We start from the raw sequence: 18,955 nt of genomic DNA on the forward strand, positions 1-18,955 counted from the left end.
ACTGCGGATCAGTGGCAGCTGATAAAAAATTATTTCTTTAGAGCCCACCATTGCAATATTAATCCCATCCGGTTAGAATATCTCCTTTTCTCAAAAAATGACGAGAGGTAATAATTATGAAATGCGCCCGACTCAAATCAACCCTTATTTTATTGACCATGCTAACGTCTTTGTTTATTTCATGGACAGCTTTCGCCGGCAAACAATACGACGTAAATGACTTTACCTTTCACTTCGTTCTTGGTGATTACCATGTGGTCGGAAAAAAGCCGGGCAATGAAAAAACCTATGCAGGCAGAGTCACCATCAGCAGAAAGGGAGATTTCCTGAGAATTAAGCGCTGCATTGAAGGAAAGGTCATTGTCGGCAGCGGCGCCATCAAAAAGATTACCTCCGATGAAATACCGGTACTTAACTATTACTACAAACGTGGCGACACCACCTATGAAGGCCACTATGAAATCAGCGGCGATATTAATAATTACGCCCGTCTCGGCGGGCCTTATGTGGATGTAAAACTTCAGGGCCTGGTGGGGTGGGAGTTTCTCTATGTCGATGCCCGGAACAGCAAGCCCTGTAAATAATGATAACGGGTCGCACAAGACGGATTAGCAAAGCCTAATCCGCCGAATTGCTTTCACCCTGTAAAATGAAATTGATAATAACTCAGCCGGACAAATGAACAATTCAAACCATAAAAAAGAAACTTCCCGCCAATTCAAACCTGCTGCAGGCACTACGGTTACCTACGGTTTGGTAATCTTTGTATCGGTCCACATAGTGGGCCTCTTCATCAATGCATTTGACTGGGTCTGGCATTTTCCCACCATTATCTCCCTGTTAGCTTGTCTCGTTATGGGAGTTGCCGTCCATTGGCTTGTTTTCACTTTTAGTCCCCCCAGGGAAAAACAATAAACCCGGAAATATTTTTTTGACAGGATTCACCCGATTGTAAAAGCCTGCTGTTCCTGTCAATCCTCTCAAAAGAAAGGTTTTAGATTTTTTAACCTGTAAAGGGGAGTTGGCCAAGGATTTCTCCCTGTCGCCGAAATGAAATTTCCAGCCCGGAAGGTTGCGAATAAAGGGGTAAAAAAAGGGGAGGAGTTGCCTCCTCCCCTGCCAGATTACTGAAAGAGATGCGGCTTCCTAGTCGTCATGCTCTTCACTATCATCATCATCATCTTCTTCTTCTTCTTCTTCTTCGTCGTCGTCGTCGTCTTCTTCTTCATGCTCATCATCGTCATCACTTGATTCATCAGTACAGAGTACGGATGTCTCTCCTGTCATGTTGTCATTGCTTAAGTCACTGTTCTGATCAGCTTCAATGGTAGCGCTCCATCCCAGTGTGTACATTCCGGCTTTTGCACAGGTAATGTCGGCTTTGAACTCAAACTGCTCAGCATGCCTATCGGGATCAAGCTCTTCGCTAATGGCTTCTTCTTCAACGACGACAGTTAGTCCCGCCGATGGGGCTGTCACTTGCAGCCTGACCGTAGCACCCTGAAGGATGGTACTGTTGCCGAGCGCGCTGATCTCTATTGAGTCTTTTTTGCCTTGTTCCAGCTTGAAAGACCGGGGCGCCCATAACTCGGTCAGAAATACATCCGCGCCTGAGGTAATTGGAACGATGGTCGCACTCGTTGCGTTTGAATCCATGGCGCCGCTGTCATCGGTTACCGTCAGCGTTATGTTGTAGGTTCCTGCCGCAGTGTAGGTGTGAGTCGGGTTTGGCCCCGTGCCGCTTGTACCGTCGCCAAAGTCCCAGCTATAGGCAGTGATGGCGCCGTCAGGATCTGATGATCCGTTGCTGCTGAGTTGAAGGGGATTACCAACGGTACCGTTATAGGGTCCGTTGGCATTGGCGATGGGAGCCTGATTACCCAAACCGATGATTGCCGTGGTAGCGCTTGAGTCCATGGCGCCATTGTTGTCTGTTACGGTCAGGCTCACATTGTAGGTTCCCGCTGTAGTGTAGGTGTGAGTCGGGTTTGGCCCCGTACCTGTGGTCCCGTCTCCAAAGTTCCAATCATAGGCAACAAGGGTCCCGTCGGGATCATGAGAACCGGCGCTGTCAAAGGTAAGAGGCAGGCCGACTGTTCCGCCATAAGGACCGTTGGCATTGGCTATCGGTGGTTCGTTGATTGCAGCGCCAATGGTGGCGGTAGTTACAGCCGAACCGGTGAGACCACCATCATCAGTGACTGTCAGGGTAACGTTGTATGTGCCCTCTGCCTGGTAACTGTGGCTGGGTGTTGGACCCATACCGGTACTGCCGTCACCAAAGTCCCATGCATAGCTGCTGACGATTCCGTCAGGATCTGTGGAACCGGTACCGTCGAATGTTACTGCAACATTAACCGTTCCCGAATAGGGGCCGTTGGGGTTTGCCGTCGGCGCCTGATTGGCTGCATTAATAGTGACGGAGGTGGTGGCTGAATCTATAGCGCCACCGTCGTCTGTAACGGTCAGCGTTACGTTGTAGGTTCCCTGCACTCCCTGCATGGTATAGGTGTGACTTGGCATCATGCCTGTGCCGGCAGTTCCATCACCGAAATCCCAGTCATAGGAAACAATGGCGCCGTCAGGATCTATAGATCCACTGCCATCGAATGACACCGGAACTCCCGATGTTCCCGTATAGGGCCCATTGGGATCAGCTATTGGAGGCTGGTTGCCCAGAGCAATAGTGGCTGTCGTTCCGGCTGTGCCGGTGCCTCCGGCGTCATCGGTTACTGTCAGGGATACATTGAATGTGCCACCGTTAACATAAGTATGGGATGGTGAAGGACCTGTACCGATGCTGCCGTCACCGAAATTCCAGTCATAGGCAACAATGGTTCCATCAGGATCTGCAGAACCGGCGCTGCTAAAAGCCACCGGTATGCCTACGGTTCCATTATAGGGACCATTGGCATTGGCCGTTGGCGGTTGATTTGCAAGCGGCGGATCAAGGCTGCCGGCGATGCCGGCAGGTGGGAGAGCGCTGTTTGTAACACTTCCCCCGTTGATTGAGTTATTAGCGCCAGGTGTCCAGCCGGGCTGGGTGTTAGCCATAATCTCATCCAGGTTTGAAGCACCCGTTGGGTCACCGTCAGAATTCAAGGATTCGATAGCCATGAAATCACGCCCGTTCAATAAGAGTTCCCATCCATAGGCATTGAATTGACTGTAACTGTTGGGAGAATGGCAGAGCAAACAAGCGGATCCTGATGCTGCGGCATTCTCATCGGAAGCAGAATTAGGATACGTTGCCCGCCAGCTGCTGAGGATACTGTTAAAGGCATGAGCCGATGGCGTTGCGGCAAGCATTACCAGTAATGCAAGCACATAAATTAGCACTCTGCGTGCCCGTTGTAATCGTAGATTTTTTGGTTTCATTGTTCTTCTCCTTGTTATTGATATTTCCCCTATAAAATGCGGGATTTGGCGCATGCACATAAAGTGAATGCACCTGATGAACTTTTACTTTAACAAAGACACTTCTTTGTTTTCCCCGGCTAATTCCGGGAATACAACCTTACAATTCACCCCCTTCCCTAAATTAAGGTCTACCCCAATAAATGATTTGCAAACTCCTCAAAAAGGAGACGGTTCTCTTTTCTCTTTTTCAGGTCTCTCCTGTTTACAGACTGCTTTTTCACTGCCGAATGAGAGAGATAAACCGTCCCCTTTTATGCGTTCTGCAATTTACCTGTTCTTGCACCGGCCTATTCCTTATGAAAGATGTTTTTTTGTGCTAAGCGCAGATTTTTCTGAAATTAATAAATGCTCCCTTCAGGTAAATCCAACATGAAAGTATTCCCGAAACGAGCTTGTTAAGTTATAGGATACTATATGGGAATCCATATACAATACGACTCGGGATGGATTTTAAGGTGGAGTTTTTCAGGAAAAAGGGTGGAGGTTTTCCGGTAAATAATTAATACTGCCGGTGCAGATAAAATCGGTTGCCATAGTGCCCGGGGCGGTGAACGGAGGCCATCACTTTCTGTGGTAATCTCCGGTTTTTCTGATCTGTCTCGATAGAGGATTGCTTCGACCCGCCCATGTCAGAACCTGCAAATGATGATAATATCGTTTTTTCAGCGGCCCATCATCCCCTTTGTAAAAAAAGGGAGAAAAAGCAGATCAAAGTCCTGTTGCTTTTGATGGAAAGTTCCCTGTCAGTCGATTGATAGGGCGTTTGAAGAAAGTTCTAAGTTTTTTTTTGAGTAAAGAATGGCTTCCATGCGGCTGGTAATTCCCAGTTTTTTATAGATATTGTTGATATGCGTCTTGACGGTCAATTCAGAAATGTAAAGTTTGGATGAAATTTCCTGGTTTTTATGACCCGCAGCAATGAGGGAAAGAATTTCATTCTCTCTTTTCGTCAGGCCGTCAATGGGGCTATTTGTAATCTTCGAATTTTTTGTATCTACAAAAGAGTCAACTAATGGCCGGATCAATTCTCTTTTTATCCAGAACTTTCCCCTTTGGACTTTTTTTAGTGCACCGATGAAAGCCTCCGGTTCAGCATCGGCGTCTATTATGCCGAGAACGCCGTCCCTGACGAGCATTAATTCCTGGTTCGCTGTGAAAGTGCTGTCAAATATCACAATTTTTGCGCTTTCCCGGAGGTCTTTTATCCTTGTAATCATATCTATGCCCGCCTCAAGCAGTTGCAGGGAGGAAATGAGAATGATATGAGGCGCTTCTTTATTCAGAAAGAAAAATAACTCTTTCAAGGTTGTCGTTTTTTTTATAATGGTAAAATCTTTTTGACGGGAAATCAGTTGAGAGAGGCCTAGAAAAGAAAGTGTAGAAGGACAGGCAATTAACAGTTTTGTTTTTGATTCATCCATAATCGTTCCCCCTCGACCACAGTCATGATCTATTAATATTTTGATCCTGGCACTTCTTCAATTTATTACATTGAATGAGTACTAGATTATCAGGATAATATTTGACAGTCCAGAATATTCATAACTGGTTTTCATCGGTCAAGGGTGCTTTTTCGCAATCTCTGCATCAATATTCAGATTTGCTTGTGCCATGTACAGTAGTACAACTCGGCGAAACCCTTGACTTCCTTGAACTTGCAAAAAACCCCTCCTTTCCGAATTGAAAACAAAGTTTCATTTATTATAGTTTCTGGATGGACACTAATTAATGTGTTTTTCATTTTAACTTCTCCTCCCTTATTCTTTTACTCCCACCGGGCAAGATCTGCCCTGTAGATTCTTACCTTTTTCATAATCGATTCACGTTTTACATTAAACCAGACCATTCCTCCCATAATAACTGAACCACAAACCATGAGCAGGATCCCTTTTCCAAGACCCTCTTCGGGATAGAACCTGAGGAGTTGGGCCAGAACATTAATCACGAGGAAGGCAACGCTGCTATAAAGAAAGACCTTGATACGAAACATGATCCCTGCGGCCACACCGCTTAATGCAAGAAAGAGAAAAAGAGCGAAAATCCAGAATTCAGGTCTTAAGAATATATCGACGGAGGAACTTGCATAAAGAACGCAAAGGGCGGCAAGTCGTACATTGTTTAGAATTGAAGCTTTCAGCTCTCCCCGGTGCAATTGCAAAAGAACGAGGACACTGAGAGCAGCCGGAACGGTATAGAGCTGCATGGCATTGCTCTTTGCCGCCCAGACCGGTATCCAGAGATAGATAGCTGCATTGATGGTGGCAACACCCATGTAGAGCATGAGCTTTTCCCCACTAACAAAATGCCTCGTCAGATAGAGTGTCCCTGCAGCAAGAAGGACCGAGGCCGCAGAGGGTGACGCCGTTTGCATAGGAACGGTAAAGAGGGCAAGAAGAGGCAGAAATACCGACGCCTGTCCCAGCGCTTTTGAAAGGATGGGCAGTTTTACCACCTCTTCAAGAAAAAAGAAACCATATGCAAGGGCAACAAGGGCAGCTGTATCCCATAGAGTTAAAGGAGTAAGGCCCATAATAAGTAATCTCACATAGAGGCCCATTACTCCTGCTATGAGGAATAATCCATAAACATACCGGCTTTCCCCCCTGCCGATAGTTTTTTTCAAACCTGTGGCAATGAGAATCGCCCCCGAAAGAAAGGCTGCAATACCGTGAATCCATGCATTAGCTTGAGGCATAGGATTGAGACTCTGGATAAAGGTGGCAAAATGAAGAGCCAGGAAAGAGAGTGCCAGAGAAATCTCGATTGAGGGCTTACCAAGCAGGCCTGCAAGTTGAGGCCATGTCTCTTTTGCACTGTCTGAAAGCCTGGTTCTGACTCTGATCAAAACAAGCATTACAATGGTAAGCTGCAATGCATACCAGGGAAAAAGCACCTGCAGTCGCTCAAACTGGGCGCAGACGATGGGCCAGACCTGGTAGAGATAAAGGCCGCTTGCTTTACCGGGAGGCAGAAAAAGCAGGGGCCATGTGTGGAGGAGCAGGAGACCGAGAATACGTGCCCTGAAGATTACTTTTTCACTCCCTTTTTTCCATCCATGGGCAGCAACAGTTACTGTAACTAATGTAAGGATAAGAATACTCTCCCTGAGAGAGGCAATGGGAAATGCGAGAAGCGCTATAAGTGAAAGCCAGGGGAGATACTTTGTCCAGTCATTCATTGCTTTAAGCAGGCTCGATAGCTGATTTCCCCTGTTTACATCTTTTGAGAGGAGGTACCCGGCTATCGCCGGCAATGCACCCCAGGCAGCCAAAAGAAGAGACAGGTGAGTGAGCGGTACATATAGAACCGTCAGTACCAGGAGGGTTGTTAAAAATATTGCCAGAAGCATTCTTTGAGCATTCCATCGTGTTTTTTCCAGGGCATAGAGCTGAATGGAAGCAAAAATAAGGAGTCCAACAAAGGGAAAGATATCTCTTAAGTCATTCATGGAGACACTGCCAACAATGAGGAGAAGCAGATCAATGAAAATGAGAGTGGCAATTGCCATGGATGTGAGGAGTTTTCCCCACCCCAGGAAGGGGGAAGACACCCTGCCACTTTGCCAATTGAAATGTTCGGTAATTTGATGATCAAACCTTTTAATCCCCCTGCTGATAAAGAATAAAAGGTTCGTCCAGAGCAATGACGCAGCAAGGAACTCTTCAGCGCGCAAGTTAAAGTTGCCTGCCAGGGATATGCCGGAGAATACGAGGAAGGCGACGGCAAAGCGGTAAATAATAAAAGAGCCCTTCTTTCCAAGAAACATGAAAAGGTATACAGAAGTACCAAACCAATAGAGCCAGTTAAGTATAAGGTCGCCCCTTGCAATCATGGTAGGGTATATAACCGCAACCAGTGCAAGCCCCACGCAAGGCCAGAGGGAGGGCGACAGGGCCAGTTGAGGATAAGGCCTGTTAAAGAGAGGAATGGCATAGCTTGACGTTGCCCAAAGCACAAGTGCCCAGAGATAGATGGTGGCGCCGTTCCATGGAATCCCCATGAAAGGGAGAGCTGTCGCTGCAAAACCTGTAAGGAGAAAGGAAAGTCCGGCACCTCGAATTGTTTTGCCTTCAGAAAAGTTGCGAAGAAGAGGAAAAAGAGTTACTCCCTGGATGAGGAAAAGCAGTGGACTATAGGCGGGAACACTGTGCGCCGCCAGCCCTGCGCCAATTAGAGGCATGAGCCTGAAGCACACCCAGACATAGCAGGCTCCGGCAATGAGCCTGAGAGACCTGCCGTAAAGCAGCTTGCGTCTCTCATTGTTGTCCAATTTTGCAGAGGCCACCGCTCCTGTGAGCGCAAGAAGCGATGCTGTCAGCCATGGCCCTCCACTATCAGGCCATAGGTTTAGCCTAAGCCCCTCTTCAAAGAGGAAAGACTGGAGATTCAATATGGTCAGAGTGGCTATCGCCATCCCAGCAAGGTTGATGACGGCATTAGCCGGCCTGTGACCGGCAAGTATAATTACCAACGAAGAAAGGGCAAGAATAATGATATCTGAAACCCTGATGGCTTCCGTATTTATGGGGATTATCTGAAAGACAGGGCCTATGAGCGCCAACACGATAGCTGCCTCTCTCATGGGCTTTGCATAGAGTCTTTCTCCAAGGCTTCCCGGATTGATTGCTTTTGCAATGACCCGGAGGGAGAGTGCAAGAACAGGCCAGATAATCCCTGCCGGGGCATCAATAAACAGAGCTTCCGGCTGAAGAATTAAGAGCTTGCAGTAAATTATGATTGCTGTTGTTATCCCTCCAAAAAGTACGATGTAGCTGTTAATTCTCTGTCTGTACCTCCTTCCTGATAGCTGGAAAAATGCTGTGCCTGTCAGGATAGTTATTATTGCAGTGGCATCTGTACTTATTGCCCAGGAAAGAAATGACATACAGATAGCGATAAGGGATAGAGCATAACTTGTTCTATAGCTTGTTTTCTCTATTAACTTTCTGCAAAATTCAGGTTTAGTTCCTGTAACTGCAGGTCCTGCAAACCATTTTAAAAGAGGGTGCTTTGATAGTTGCGATGCCACCATCCAGGTAAATAAGGCATAAATTGCAGCCACGCTGCTCGTTTGCATGACTGATGTAAAACCGAGGCTGTGGCTAAAGCCAATCACTGTGCCGAGACCCATAACAAGGGGAACTGGCCAGAACCTGAGTTGTTTGTAATAGGCAAGAAGGATCATTACCGATAATGTTGCCAATCCGGCTGACACTACCCAGGGCATGGTAAAGCCATGAAGAAGAAGGTATCTGCACGTGAGAGTTATTGAGATAAGAGAGAGAACCGGTACTACCTGCCTGAGGGTAGGACGAATCGTTTCATAAGGAGAGAGTCCTTTAAGGGGCAGAAACCAGACGAGCTTAAGATTTTGATTTTTTTCAAGGCAAATGTGTCTGTGCAATTTAGCTGATTTGCTTTGTTCCAGGTATTTCAGGCCTCCCCACGTGCAAATAACCGCCACCATCTCCAGCATACCTGTCGACGGCCATGGAATATAGGTACGCCTTAGTAAAACTATACCGGCGGTGGCGAGAAACATTCCTCCATAAAGAAGTGCTCTCATGCCGAATAGTATGGCTATGGATATGATGATTCCTCCTGAAATCAAGAGGGCAAGATGCAGATAAGGATTTCCTGCCGCAGGTCCCTGAAATAGAACAATTGCCAGCGAAATTGCAATCCCCGTAAGAGCGCTATTTGTAAGGTATATGGCTCTTGGGCTTATGATATTGCATCTCCTGTTAAAAGCCTTCATTCCCATAGCAGCCCACAGGTTTGCAAGAAGCAGGAGCCCCATAGCGAATTGCCAGCCTGATCCTGCTTTCAGTACAAGTGGTGTGTATATGAGTGTTAATAAGAGTGAAAACGGTACCAGGTAAAAGAGAACCGTGTCCCTTGGGTCCTGCTCCGTATCAAGGATTTTTAACAGAAAGTCTGCTTTTAAAGGGAGAGCATTAAAGACGTACAAGGGAGCAAACCTAACGATGCCATATGTGAGTCCACTTATGAGCGAGGCCGTTGTAAAGGTTATGAGAGAGGGTGTTATGCCAATGAGGCTCCAAGCTGCCAGAACAAAGAAAGATACTAAAAGCAGGCAAAAACTGTTTCCGGCGAGGGTATGGGCACCTCGCAGCGACAGTCTCCTGTGAAGTTCGAAGAGCCCTGCCATTGCCGGCAGGGATGCTATGAAATGAACGGCTTTGGGAATGTCCTCCAGGACAAGAATACCGTAGAGCCAGCCCAGGCAGCCAAGCATCAAATAAAGCGGTACCGCTGTCAGGTAGTTCCTGAGTACCATTCCATAAAGGATAGCACCTATTGCAAGGGTTATTATTTTCGCCCCTGCGCTTCCTATGGTCATTGCAATGGCGACGATTGAAAGACCATAAAGCACAAAGTTAAGCTTTGACAGGAAAGTGTAGCGTTTTGTTAATTCTTTGAATGATGAATCGATATAAAAGAGAAGACCCGTCAGCACCATGAGAAATGGGCCGTAGTAGCCTGACGGGAGATCGCCCTCATAAAGCCATGTCATATGCATGAAAGAAACGAATGCCGAGTAAACAATCGTTCCCATAGCATAAAAGGCCATCCTGCGGCGTTCAACAAATAAACGGGTAAACCACTCCCCACTTTGCCTGATAAGCACGAAGCCAAGTAAAGCCAGTAACGAAGAATGAAACAATGCAAGGAGAGGCCAGATCCGGTAGTGAGCTATAAAGGGCGCTCCCAGTTGCGTAGCACTAAAGATCAAAAAGATTTTCGCATGTCTGCCGCCAAGAGACGGATCCATTATTCCCGAGAGGATTTTTGCAGTAACATGGAAAAATGTGAGGTTTAACCCCGCCATTATGAATCCGGCAAAAAGGCCACTTTCCACCGTTCCCGCAAAGAGGCGCGATGAAGAAAGGATACTTAGGGGAATGAGGAGCATGGCAAGTGTGGCAAGCACCTCAGCTGTTGTATGTAAATCGGGCCTTCGCCTTTGCATCTGGTAGGCCCCGAAGGCAAGTATAATGGTGTAGGCAAAAAGCGATATGGCTATGATGAGGGTCTTTACAAGACCTTCAGTACATGCAACGACAAAAACAGAACCGGCGACAAAAAGGAACGTACTGATAAACCAGCCCATATTCTGTATGAGAAAGGGAGCCAGCAGTTTTGACCAGCCTGTCAGCTTTTGGCGCAGAATTTCCAGAGCAGCCGTTCTTTTATCCTGCCCCTCCTCTTCTATGCTGAATATCTCATTACCGTACTTCACCGTTTTTTCAGACATGAAAGTCTTATTTAATAAATCACTCACTGGCTCCTCCTTCTCTTTATATCCCCGGCGTGTACATATCTCCCACGCATGGCCCGCTCCTTACGGCGGGCTAGTTGATTAGCTTGACTTTAAAGCTCTTATCTATTCATTTTTTATCTTTTCCTTAAGGGCCTCCAGGTCACTTTCGATTTCCTTCTCTTTTTCTAAACTTTCCATCTCTTTGTCGAAAGAGCCCTCTTCATCATTCAGTTCGGCAATGGCCTCGGCTTCAGCCTCCATCTGGAGTACACGGCCTTCCATTCTAACGAACCTGTTTTCCACCTCAAGTCCGCGCCTGAACTTGTTTTGCGTGCTATCTACGTACTTTCTTGCCTCTGCCGCCCGCTGGCGAGCCACCAGAGTGCCCCGCTTCCTGCGCGCTTCGGCAAGTTTATCTTCCATGGCCCTAAGCTGGTTTTTGAGCTTCCTGCTCGTTTCTTTTGCTTTTTTCCAGGACGATTCCACTTCATTTGCAATACGCTCATGATCTTGTTTTCTTGATAAAGCCTCCCTTGCAAGTTCTTCCTTTCCCGCCCGAAGAGCGGCTTCCGCTTTGCTTTGCCAGTTTGCAAGCTGCTTTCTGTGATGTTCCACTTCACGGGCAAGCTGCTTTTCGCCGGCTATGGCTTCAACAATGCTCTCTTTAGCGCCCATGATATTTTCTTCCATCTCCCTGATGATCTGTCTGATCATTCTTTCCGGGTCTTCAACTTTATCGATAAGATCATTAATGTTTGCACTAACTACGTCACTTATCCGTACAAATATATTTGCCATTATCTCCTCCATTAATTTTGAGTTTATTTTGATTCCTAATAAATTGCGCTTAACCGGCAATACATGTCATTAAGGGTATGGCAATGACCACTATGAAACCTGTTGTTGCAACGAGGCTCAAAATACAGGTCTCAAACTGGCCCATAATTCCAAGTTCATTGGATTTCCTTTTCATGACTGACCTCCTTTCTTTTTACTCTCTAATAGAGCATGTGAGGTGCCAAAAGAAGGATAGAACTGTAAGTACTTGTTATTTAATAGTAAGATGAATAAGGTTGAGATGTTTTTATTGAACAAAAAGGCAGCTGCGACCAATTAATGTACCTGTCGTGTACATTAATTGCACTTCAAGGGTGGTATTTTAGTATGGAAAGGATTTTTTTGCTTCGGGAGGGGTCTATCGATCTTTCTCTTTTTCGGACTCTGTTTTATACCAGAAAAGCCTATCCCAGCTATAGTGCTCTCTGGGGTGAAAACTGTCCTTGTAGGACATTTTGCTGCAACCGGGAACGTAATAACCGAGATAATAGTAGGAAAGTCCTACAGACGCAGCGTATTCTATTTCCTTTAGAACGCTGAAGGTTCCAATGCCCAGCTTCGAGTAAGCAGGATCAAAAAAGAAGTAAATACTGCTGAGACAATTATGGCCTATATCGAGAAAACCTGCACCGATCAATTCACCATCAAGATAATATTCCGACTGAAGTGAGGGGCAGGAGGGGGTATAAAAACCGACAAGAAAATTTTCGAGATCTGCCTTCTGTGCGAAACGACCTTCAGAGTGGGCAGAGTAGATTTCATATATTTTAGGCGTAAAGGAGAGAGGTCCGAACCTGACTTCAATATTAGCATTTTTCTTCAGGTTTCTTCGCTGGCTTCTGGAGAATTTAAAGTCCTTTGTCAAGACCCTGACAGGAATACATTGGCTGCACTCCGGACAGGAAGGGCGGAAGAAATGGATACCGAACTTTCTCCACCCCTGTGCAAGGAGTACATCCGTCTCTTCTTCATTCAGTTCATGGGCAAAAAAATATTCATACTGCTTTTCTCTTTCGGGGAGATAGGGGCAGGGGGAAAGATCATCAAATTTGGGAGGCTGTAAAAGGATCATTTCATCGTTGCTAAGAAATTAGAGGCCGCCAAAAAGATCATCGAGATCTTTCTTTGCCTTACCCTTATTATCCTCACTTTGCCCACTAGAATTACCGGGCACGAAATAATCACAGAAATTCGCCTTTTCCTTGTCAACTACCCTATCAGCCGAGGATTCCCTGCATTCATTATAGGCCCCGGCATCATAAAATCGGCAATTAAGGCAGACCCTGACGTCAGCCCCACAGGAGGGGCACTCCTCTTTTCTTCCCGGTTTATCATTTACATCCAGCGCTTTTCCACAGGAAAAACAGGCTTTCATTTTTGCTCCTTTTTATGTTGATGCTTTCATGTTATTACGAAGCCGGCCGGCAATCAAGGTTTAATCACTGCAACGATAGGGATGCCCACCCTGCCGGTACTCACTCAGCCTTTCCTTAATACTTTCAAGCTCTCTCTCACTTAAGGGCTCATAACCTCTGCCGTAAGGCCAGCCATAACCCCAGCGGTACCAGGTAAGAAAAACGGGCGAACCGCCAAGACGAACCCCCCTGTACATGAGTTCAGCCAGTTCCCTGTTTCCTGTTTTAGCCTTTACGCAATCCCTCAATGTCTCATCGGCTTTCAGCCGTTCCTCTTCCCTGCCGCCACGCCAGTAGGCAATATCATGCTGCAGGCAGCAATCACACCAAAGATTTTGATTTTTCATCGTTCCGTCAGGAAAGAGGGTGCATCCGTCACTTCGAAAAGGTGCAATACTTACGTCATCGACAGGGACGCCGGCGGGGTCAAAACGGCCTCTTTCTATAAAGTGGACGGCCTGTCTGATGACCTCGGCATCGTTCATCATAAAGGAGTGGCTGTTGGGAACGACGAGGAAGTCTGTCATCTCCTCGAGTTTCGCCTTCTCCACGGCAACTTTACCATCATCATCTCCAGGAATCATGGATGAATAGAGGGGATTGAGGCTGCTCTTTCCGGCAATTACACCTACCTCGATGTCTACCGGCTTCAGCCTGTTGGGAGTGCTTAAGGGACCGGTGCCCAGTTCCTGCCCTGCCGGACCATTCAGCCATTGATAGGGAAGGAGGTCTTTCATCTTGTCTGCCAGTTCACTCCCCTGGTTGGGCGGCGCCAGCATAACAACCCTGCTCCCCTCGGGCAGCCCCTGATTTTGAAGGTAGTAGCGAACAATGATACCGCCCATGGAGTGAGTCACAAAGTGAATTTTTTCAGAAAGCACTTTGGTGCAGCTTTCCACAGCCGCCGGCACTTCCTCTGACGCTATCTCTCCAATCGATTTGCTTGTCGACGGATATCCCCTGTTAACGGTTTTATAGCCCCTTTCCTGAAAGGCCCTTTCCATGGCCCGCATGGAAAACTTCGTTCTGGCCAGACCGTGAAGGATAATGACACACTCTTTGCCGGCATTGCCTTGAGCGGCATAAGAAGGCAAAGGGTCCGGCATAATAAGGGCAGCCACTAACAATAACCATAAAGGGCTGTATTTGTTTCTATTCATAATATGGGCCTCCAAGTTGTATTTCCGGCGAATGCCTTCCCCGCAGATTGCGATAGAGGGGTAATTTTACCTGGACCTCGTTCTATCAAATAACATGCTAATTTTATGCCACAGATGGGCCATGAAAAAGCAAATAAAGGGAGTATTTTTTAGAAAGCGCCATCAAGTTGTGGCTCATAAATATGCTTGCTAAAGATTTTTTAGTCTATAAATAAAGGCAGCGCCGTAAGCAATGCTTTCTTTTGATTGATCTTTAATCACCTTATGGATACCCCCTCTGACAAGAATTAACTTTACCATATGGACTATCCCCTATCAAGGGAGAGATTTTTTATAAAAACCATCATGAAACCTCAAAAATAAGGGCTTTTTCATGAAAGAATGAAGTTGACATTAATGCACTTGAAACCCTATTATAGGGGGTTTCAAGTGCATTAATAAAATGGGTTCCATCATTATTTTTAATACCAATGAGATAACGGTAAAATCCGAGGCATAACATGTCTGAACTGAAAAAAACACCCTTATATGAAATACACAAATCGCTTGGAGCCAGACTGGTTCCTTTTGCCGGTTGGGAAATGCCTGTACAGTACAGCGGTGTTATGGATGAGCATAAAGCGGTCAGGACCAAGGCCGGAATTTTTGACGTAAGCCACATGGGGGAAATCGAGATAAAAGGGAAAGAGGCCCTCCGGTTTGTGCAAAAGGTAACAAGCAACGATGCCTCTCTTCTTTCTGCCGGACAGGCCCAGTACTCTCTTATCTGTTATCCCCATGGCGGCATTGTTGATGACACGATCGTTTACAAATTTGGTGACGAGCGCTACATGCTATGCGTTAATGCATCAAATGTGAAAAAGGATTTACACTGGCTCATTGAGCAGGACAAGGACAACTTCCATGCAGTGATAAAAGACATAAGCGGTAATTACGCCCTTATTGCATTACAAGGCCCCAAAGCGCCTGACATATTGACAAACCTTACCCAAACAAACCTTTCAACACTAAAAAGTTTTCATTTTGATTTTATTATCCTCAATGGAATAAAAACCATCGTCTCCAAAACAGGCTATACGGGAGAAGACGGTTTCGAGATATTTGTCGATCCGGACAAGGCGGCAGCTCTCTGGGAAGCTCTCATGGAAGCGGGAGGCGCTTATGGCCTCAAGCCTGCCGGACTCGGCGCAAGAGATACGCTTCGCCTTGAAATGAAATATACACTCTACGGCAATGACATCGATTCTACCACATCACCGCTTGAAGCCAATCTCGGCTGGGCCGTCAAAGTGGACAAGGGGGACTTCATAGGAAGGGAAGCGATTGTCAGGCAAAAAGAGGAAGGCGTCAAAAGAAAGCTGATCTGCATGCAGGTAAGGGGTAAAGGCATACCGAGGCAGGGTTATGAAGTTTATGCAGAGGGTAAAACCGTCGGCATCGTAACAAGCGGCACCATGTCGCCCTCTCTGGGCATAGGCGTCGCCATCGGTTATGTAGATAGGGCTTACGCAACACCGGGAACGGCAGTAGATATAATGGTAAGAGGCAAGACGATTGAAAGTGTAGTCGTTTCTCCTCCCTTTTATAAAAAATAAAATCAATGGATTAGGAGGCTTTAGTTATGAATTTCCCCTCTGAACTGAAATACACAAAAGATCATGAATGGATAAAAATCGACGGCGATACGGTCACTGTGGGTATTACCGACTATGCGCAGGATGCGCTTGGAGACATCGTTTTTCTCGAACTCCCTGAAAAAGATTCTGAATTTTCCAGGGGAGACACCTTCGGTGTTGTAGAGTCTGTAAAAGCCGTATCCGACCTTTATGCGCCGCTAAGCGGCACAGTAATCAAAACCCATGAGCCTCTCGTCGATGAACCCGAAGCGATCAATGAAGACCCCTATGAGAAGAGCTGGATGATAACGATCAAAGTCAGTAACCCGACGGAACAGGACGATCTCATGGATGCAGCTCAATATGAAGCCTACGTAAAGGAGATTTCCTGAAATTGAGGTATATTCCCGCTACCGATAAAGACCTGGAGGCCATGCTGGCCGATTCCGGCGCAGGCGCCTTTGAAGAAATCATCAGCCAGGTCCCAAAAGAAATAAGAGACAAGGCAAAACTGAAGCTCCCTCCCGAACTTGACGAACTGTCGCTCATGAGACACATGAAATCTCTAAGCGATAAAAATGCCCAAATGGACGATACTCCGACATTTCTGGGCGCCGGCGCGTATAACCATTTTATACCGGCAGCCGTAGGCCATATATTGTCAAGAGCGGAATTTTTTACAGCCTACACGCCCTACCAGCCCGAGATAAGCCAGGGAACACTTCAGGCCATTTATGAGTTCCAGACCTATGTAACCCTCCTGACAGGCATGGATGTTGCCAATGCCTCCATGTATGACGGTGCAAGCGCCCTGGCTGAAGCGGTCCTTATGGCGGTGCGAATAAAAAGGAAACGCCAAAAAGTGTTTATCTCCAGCGCCGTCCATCCCGAATACAGGGAAACAGTAAAGACCTATACAGGGGACCTGCAAATAACGATTGTTGAAATACCTTATACCGATGAAGGAAAGACGGACATTGACTGGCTTGAAAAAAACATAGACGAGGACACGGCAGCCGTTGCCCTGCAATATCCGAATTTTTTCGGTACCGTCGATGACATGAATGCCATATCGAAAATAGTTTCAGCTAAAGAGGCCCTGTTTATATCTGCGACGACAGAAATCGTCGCCCTGGGCCTTCTTAAAGCGCCTGCTGAATTTGGAGTGGACATTGCCGTTGCCGAAGGACAATCATTAGGTAATGCTGTTAATTTTGGCGGCCCCCATGTCGGTCTTTTTGCCACCAAAACAACCTATCTCAGGAATATGCCCGGAAGGCTTGTCGGTGAAACGGAAGACCTCGATGGAAAACGGGGTTATGTTCTTACCCTCTCTACAAGGGAGCAGCACATCAGGAGAGAAAAGGCAACGTCCAATATATGCTCAAATCAGTCACTTTGTGCTCTTGCTTTTACCATCCACCTTTCGCTGCTGGGCAAAAGAGGATTCAAAGAACTGGCCCAAACCAATCTCGAACTGGCTCACTATGCCAAAGAAAAAATCGCATCTCTTCCGGGATTTTCAATAAGGTTTAATTCCCCTACTTTTAATGAATTTGTTATCCAGTCCGACAAGGATGTTATTGAGCTAAACAGGAAATTGCTCAAGCGAAAAATCATCGGAGGCTTACCCTTGCAAGGATTCTATCCCGAACTTAAAAACACTCTCCTCTTTTGCGTTACGGAAAAAACAGGCAGGGAAGAGATAGAAAGGCTGGCGGAGGCACTCGGTGACATCTCATAATAATTTTAATGAATCTTCTCAGACAGAGCCACTGATCTTCGAAAGAAGCTCAGAGGGAAAAACAGGCGTTATGCTTCCTCCATCAGGTCTTGACAGGATCGACGCAACAAATATATTTCCCCAGGACTTTATGAGGGGTGAAATTGAAGATATCCCCCAGGTCAGTGAAGTTGAGGTTGTAAGACACTTTACCCGTCTTTCCCGCCTTAACTACAGTGTTGACGGCGGATTTTATCCCCTCGGCTCATGCACCATGAAATACAATCCCAAGGTCAACGAAGAAGCGGCAAAACTATCAGGCTTCACTTCTTCACACCCCTATCAGCCTCAGGAACTATCACAGGGTAACCTGCAACTCATGTATGAGTTGCAGGAAATGCTGGGAGAAATAAGCGGTCTGCCCTACGTTACCCTTCAGCCTGCTGCCGGAGCCCACGGCGAAATGGCAGGTATGATGATGATTAGAGCCTGCCATGAGGCAAGGGGCAACGCCAGATCAAAGGTCCTCATCCCCGATACGGCCCACGGAACCAATCCCGCCACATCAGCGCTTTGCGGATACCATGTTATTCCCGTTAAATCAAACGAACGGGGCGTTATTGACGCCGGTGAGATAGAAAGGCTTATGGATGAAGAAGTGGCGGCCTTAATGTTGACCAATCCGAATACGCTCGGCCTCTTCGAGGAGAATATTCTTGAAGTTGCCAATGTCGTTCACAACAAGGGCGGGCTTATTTATTGTGACGGAGCAAATATGAATGCCCTCATGGGAATTGCCAGGCCGGGAGACATGGGTGTCGATGTGCTGCACATTAATCTTCATAAAACCTTTTCCACGCCTCATGGCGGTGGAGGACCGGGCTCCGGTCCTGTCTGCGTAACTGAAGAGCTGGCACCCTATCTTCCTTTTCCCCTGGCAGAAGAAAAAGAGGGGCTCTATAATCTTAACCATAACAGGCCTGACTCTATCGGCAAGATTAAAAGCTTCTATGGAAACTTCGGCATACTGGTAAGGGCCTATGCCTATATCAAATCCATGGGTGGCGAGGGACTGGAGAGGGTCAGCAAGACAGCGCTCGTCAATGCAAACTATATTAAGGAAAGATTGCGCCACCATTTTGATATTCCCTATGACCGTCCCTGCATGCATGAATGTGTCTTAAGCGATAAAAAACAGACACCTTATTCGGTAAAAACGCTTGATATTGCAAAAAGACTTATCGATTACGGATTTCATCCGCCGACAATCTATTTCCCGCTCGTTGTTCAAGGCGCCATTATGATCGAACCAACAGAAACGGAACCGAGGAGAGCCATTGATAATTTTTGTGATGCCATGATAGGCATTGCCAATGAAGCCAGGGAAAATCCTGAAATCCTTAAAATGGCCCCGCAAAATGTGAATTTCAGAAGGTTGGATGAAGTGAAGGCGGCAAGGTCGCCTAAACTTCGCTGGTCAAAAGAAGGTTAGATCAGGA

15 protein-coding genes are annotated in these 18,955 nt (G+C 46.6%); 6 read left to right on the plus strand and 9 right to left on the minus strand.

Annotated features, from left to right (window positions below):
• Window positions 1-116: 116 nt before the first annotated feature.
• The gene (locus OEV42_11250; protein MDH3974845.1) at window positions 117-584 is read left to right on the plus strand and encodes a hypothetical protein; all 468 of its coding nucleotides are present in this window, start codon (window positions 117-119) and stop codon (window positions 582-584) included.
• A gap of 162 nt (window positions 585-746) precedes the next feature.
• Here OEV42_11250 and OEV42_11255 read toward each other — a convergent pair whose 3' ends face one another.
• Window positions 747-887, minus strand: coding sequence for a hypothetical protein (locus tag OEV42_11255; GenBank protein MDH3974846.1), 141 nt, complete (start codon window positions 885-887; stop codon window positions 747-749).
• A gap of 259 nt (window positions 888-1,146) precedes the next feature.
• Window positions 1,147-3,378: a PKD domain-containing protein gene (locus OEV42_11260; GenBank protein MDH3974847.1), complete on the minus strand. Its 2,232-nt coding sequence runs from the start codon at window positions 3,376-3,378 to the stop codon at window positions 1,147-1,149.
• Between the two features lie 668 nt (window positions 3,379-4,046).
• On the opposite strand from OEV42_11260, the gene OEV42_11265 reads away from it, so the two are divergent.
• On the plus strand, window positions 4,047-4,175 hold the full coding sequence (locus tag OEV42_11265) for a hypothetical protein (protein MDH3974848.1): 129 nt from the start codon (window positions 4,047-4,049) through the stop codon (window positions 4,173-4,175).
• Here the strand turns inward: OEV42_11265 and OEV42_11270 are convergent.
• The 7 genes from OEV42_11270 to OEV42_11300 form a co-directional block, all read right to left on the minus strand.
• Window positions 4,164-4,841: a response regulator transcription factor gene (locus OEV42_11270; GenBank protein MDH3974849.1), complete on the minus strand. Its 678-nt coding sequence runs from the start codon at window positions 4,839-4,841 to the stop codon at window positions 4,164-4,166. The two genes, OEV42_11265 and OEV42_11270, sit on opposite strands and share 12 nt — an antisense overlap.
• A gap of 344 nt (window positions 4,842-5,185) precedes the next feature.
• On the minus strand, window positions 5,186-10,726 hold the full coding sequence (locus OEV42_11275; GenBank protein ID MDH3974850.1) for a hypothetical protein: 5,541 nt from the start codon (window positions 10,724-10,726) through the stop codon (window positions 5,186-5,188).
• 102 nt (window positions 10,727-10,828) lie between these two features.
• Entirely contained in the window at window positions 10,829-11,503 is a 675-nt protein-coding gene (locus tag OEV42_11280; GenBank protein ID MDH3974851.1) for a PspA/IM30 family protein, read from the minus strand.
• Between the two features lie 49 nt (window positions 11,504-11,552).
• Window positions 11,553-11,678 (minus strand): hypothetical protein, encoded by a 126-nt coding sequence (locus tag OEV42_11285; protein MDH3974852.1) that lies wholly within the window; start codon window positions 11,676-11,678, stop codon window positions 11,553-11,555.
• A 222-nt stretch (window positions 11,679-11,900) separates the two neighbouring features.
• Window positions 11,901-12,614: an arginyltransferase gene (locus tag OEV42_11290; GenBank protein ID MDH3974853.1), complete on the minus strand. Its 714-nt coding sequence runs from the start codon at window positions 12,612-12,614 to the stop codon at window positions 11,901-11,903.
• An 18-nt stretch (window positions 12,615-12,632) separates the two neighbouring features.
• Window positions 12,633-12,917: a hypothetical protein gene (locus OEV42_11295; protein MDH3974854.1), complete on the minus strand. Its 285-nt coding sequence runs from the start codon at window positions 12,915-12,917 to the stop codon at window positions 12,633-12,635.
• Window positions 12,918-12,977: 60 nt separating this feature from the next.
• The gene (locus OEV42_11300; protein ID MDH3974855.1) at window positions 12,978-14,117 is read right to left on the minus strand and encodes a hypothetical protein; all 1,140 of its coding nucleotides are present in this window, start codon (window positions 14,115-14,117) and stop codon (window positions 12,978-12,980) included.
• A 500-nt stretch (window positions 14,118-14,617) separates the two neighbouring features.
• On the opposite strand from OEV42_11300, the gene gcvT reads away from it, so the two are divergent.
• The 4 genes from gcvT to gcvPB are packed head-to-tail and all read left to right on the plus strand — an operon-like array spanning window position 14,618 to window position 18,948.
• Window positions 14,618-15,712 (plus strand): glycine cleavage system aminomethyltransferase GcvT, encoded by a 1,095-nt coding sequence (gene gcvT / locus OEV42_11305; protein MDH3974856.1) that lies wholly within the window; start codon window positions 14,618-14,620, stop codon window positions 15,710-15,712.
• A 26-nt stretch (window positions 15,713-15,738) separates the two neighbouring features.
• Entirely contained in the window at window positions 15,739-16,125 is a 387-nt protein-coding gene (gene gcvH / locus OEV42_11310) for a glycine cleavage system protein GcvH (GenBank protein ID MDH3974857.1), read from the plus strand.
• 2 nt (window positions 16,126-16,127) lie between these two features.
• Window positions 16,128-17,477: an aminomethyl-transferring glycine dehydrogenase subunit GcvPA gene (gene gcvPA, locus OEV42_11315; protein ID MDH3974858.1), complete on the plus strand. Its 1,350-nt coding sequence runs from the start codon at window positions 16,128-16,130 to the stop codon at window positions 17,475-17,477.
• Window positions 17,464-18,948 carry an aminomethyl-transferring glycine dehydrogenase subunit GcvPB gene (gene gcvPB / locus OEV42_11320; GenBank protein MDH3974859.1) on the plus strand — a complete coding sequence of 495 codons (1,485 nt, stop codon included), beginning with the start codon at window positions 17,464-17,466 and terminating at the stop codon, window positions 18,946-18,948. Before gcvPA ends, gcvPB begins: the two co-directional genes overlap by 14 nt.
• Window positions 18,949-18,955: the final 7 nt, after the last annotated feature.

The organism is Deltaproteobacteria bacterium (genome assembly GCA_029860075.1).
GTDB lineage: Bacteria > Desulfobacterota > JADFVX01 > JADFVX01 > JADFVX01 > JAOUBX01.

What these genes read in the sequence shown, in the direction of transcription:
- OEV42_11250 (MDH3974845.1), top strand. Translation starts at nt 117, where the DNA reads ATGAAATGCGCCCGACTCAAATCAACCCTTATTTTATTGACCATGCTA.
- OEV42_11260 (MDH3974847.1), bottom strand. Translation starts at nt 3,378, where the DNA reads ATGAAACCAAAAAATCTACGATTACAACGGGCACGCAGAGTGCTAATT.
- OEV42_11265 (MDH3974848.1), top strand. Translation starts at nt 4,047, where the DNA reads ATGTCAGAACCTGCAAATGATGATAATATCGTTTTTTCAGCGGCCCAT.
- OEV42_11270 (MDH3974849.1), bottom strand. Translation starts at nt 4,841, where the DNA reads ATGGATGAATCAAAAACAAAACTGTTAATTGCCTGTCCTTCTACACTT.
- OEV42_11280 (MDH3974851.1), bottom strand. Translation starts at nt 11,503, where the DNA reads ATGGCAAATATATTTGTACGGATAAGTGACGTAGTTAGTGCAAACATT.
- OEV42_11285 (MDH3974852.1), bottom strand. Translation starts at nt 11,678, where the DNA reads ATGAAAAGGAAATCCAATGAACTTGGAATTATGGGCCAGTTTGAGACC.
- OEV42_11290 (MDH3974853.1), bottom strand. Translation starts at nt 12,614, where the DNA reads ATGATCCTTTTACAGCCTCCCAAATTTGATGATCTTTCCCCCTGCCCC.
- OEV42_11295 (MDH3974854.1), bottom strand. Translation starts at nt 12,917, where the DNA reads ATGAAAGCCTGTTTTTCCTGTGGAAAAGCGCTGGATGTAAATGATAAA.
- OEV42_11300 (MDH3974855.1), bottom strand. Translation starts at nt 14,117, where the DNA reads ATGAATAGAAACAAATACAGCCCTTTATGGTTATTGTTAGTGGCTGCC.
- gcvT (MDH3974856.1), top strand. Translation starts at nt 14,618, where the DNA reads ATGTCTGAACTGAAAAAAACACCCTTATATGAAATACACAAATCGCTT.
- gcvH (MDH3974857.1), top strand. Translation starts at nt 15,739, where the DNA reads ATGAATTTCCCCTCTGAACTGAAATACACAAAAGATCATGAATGGATA.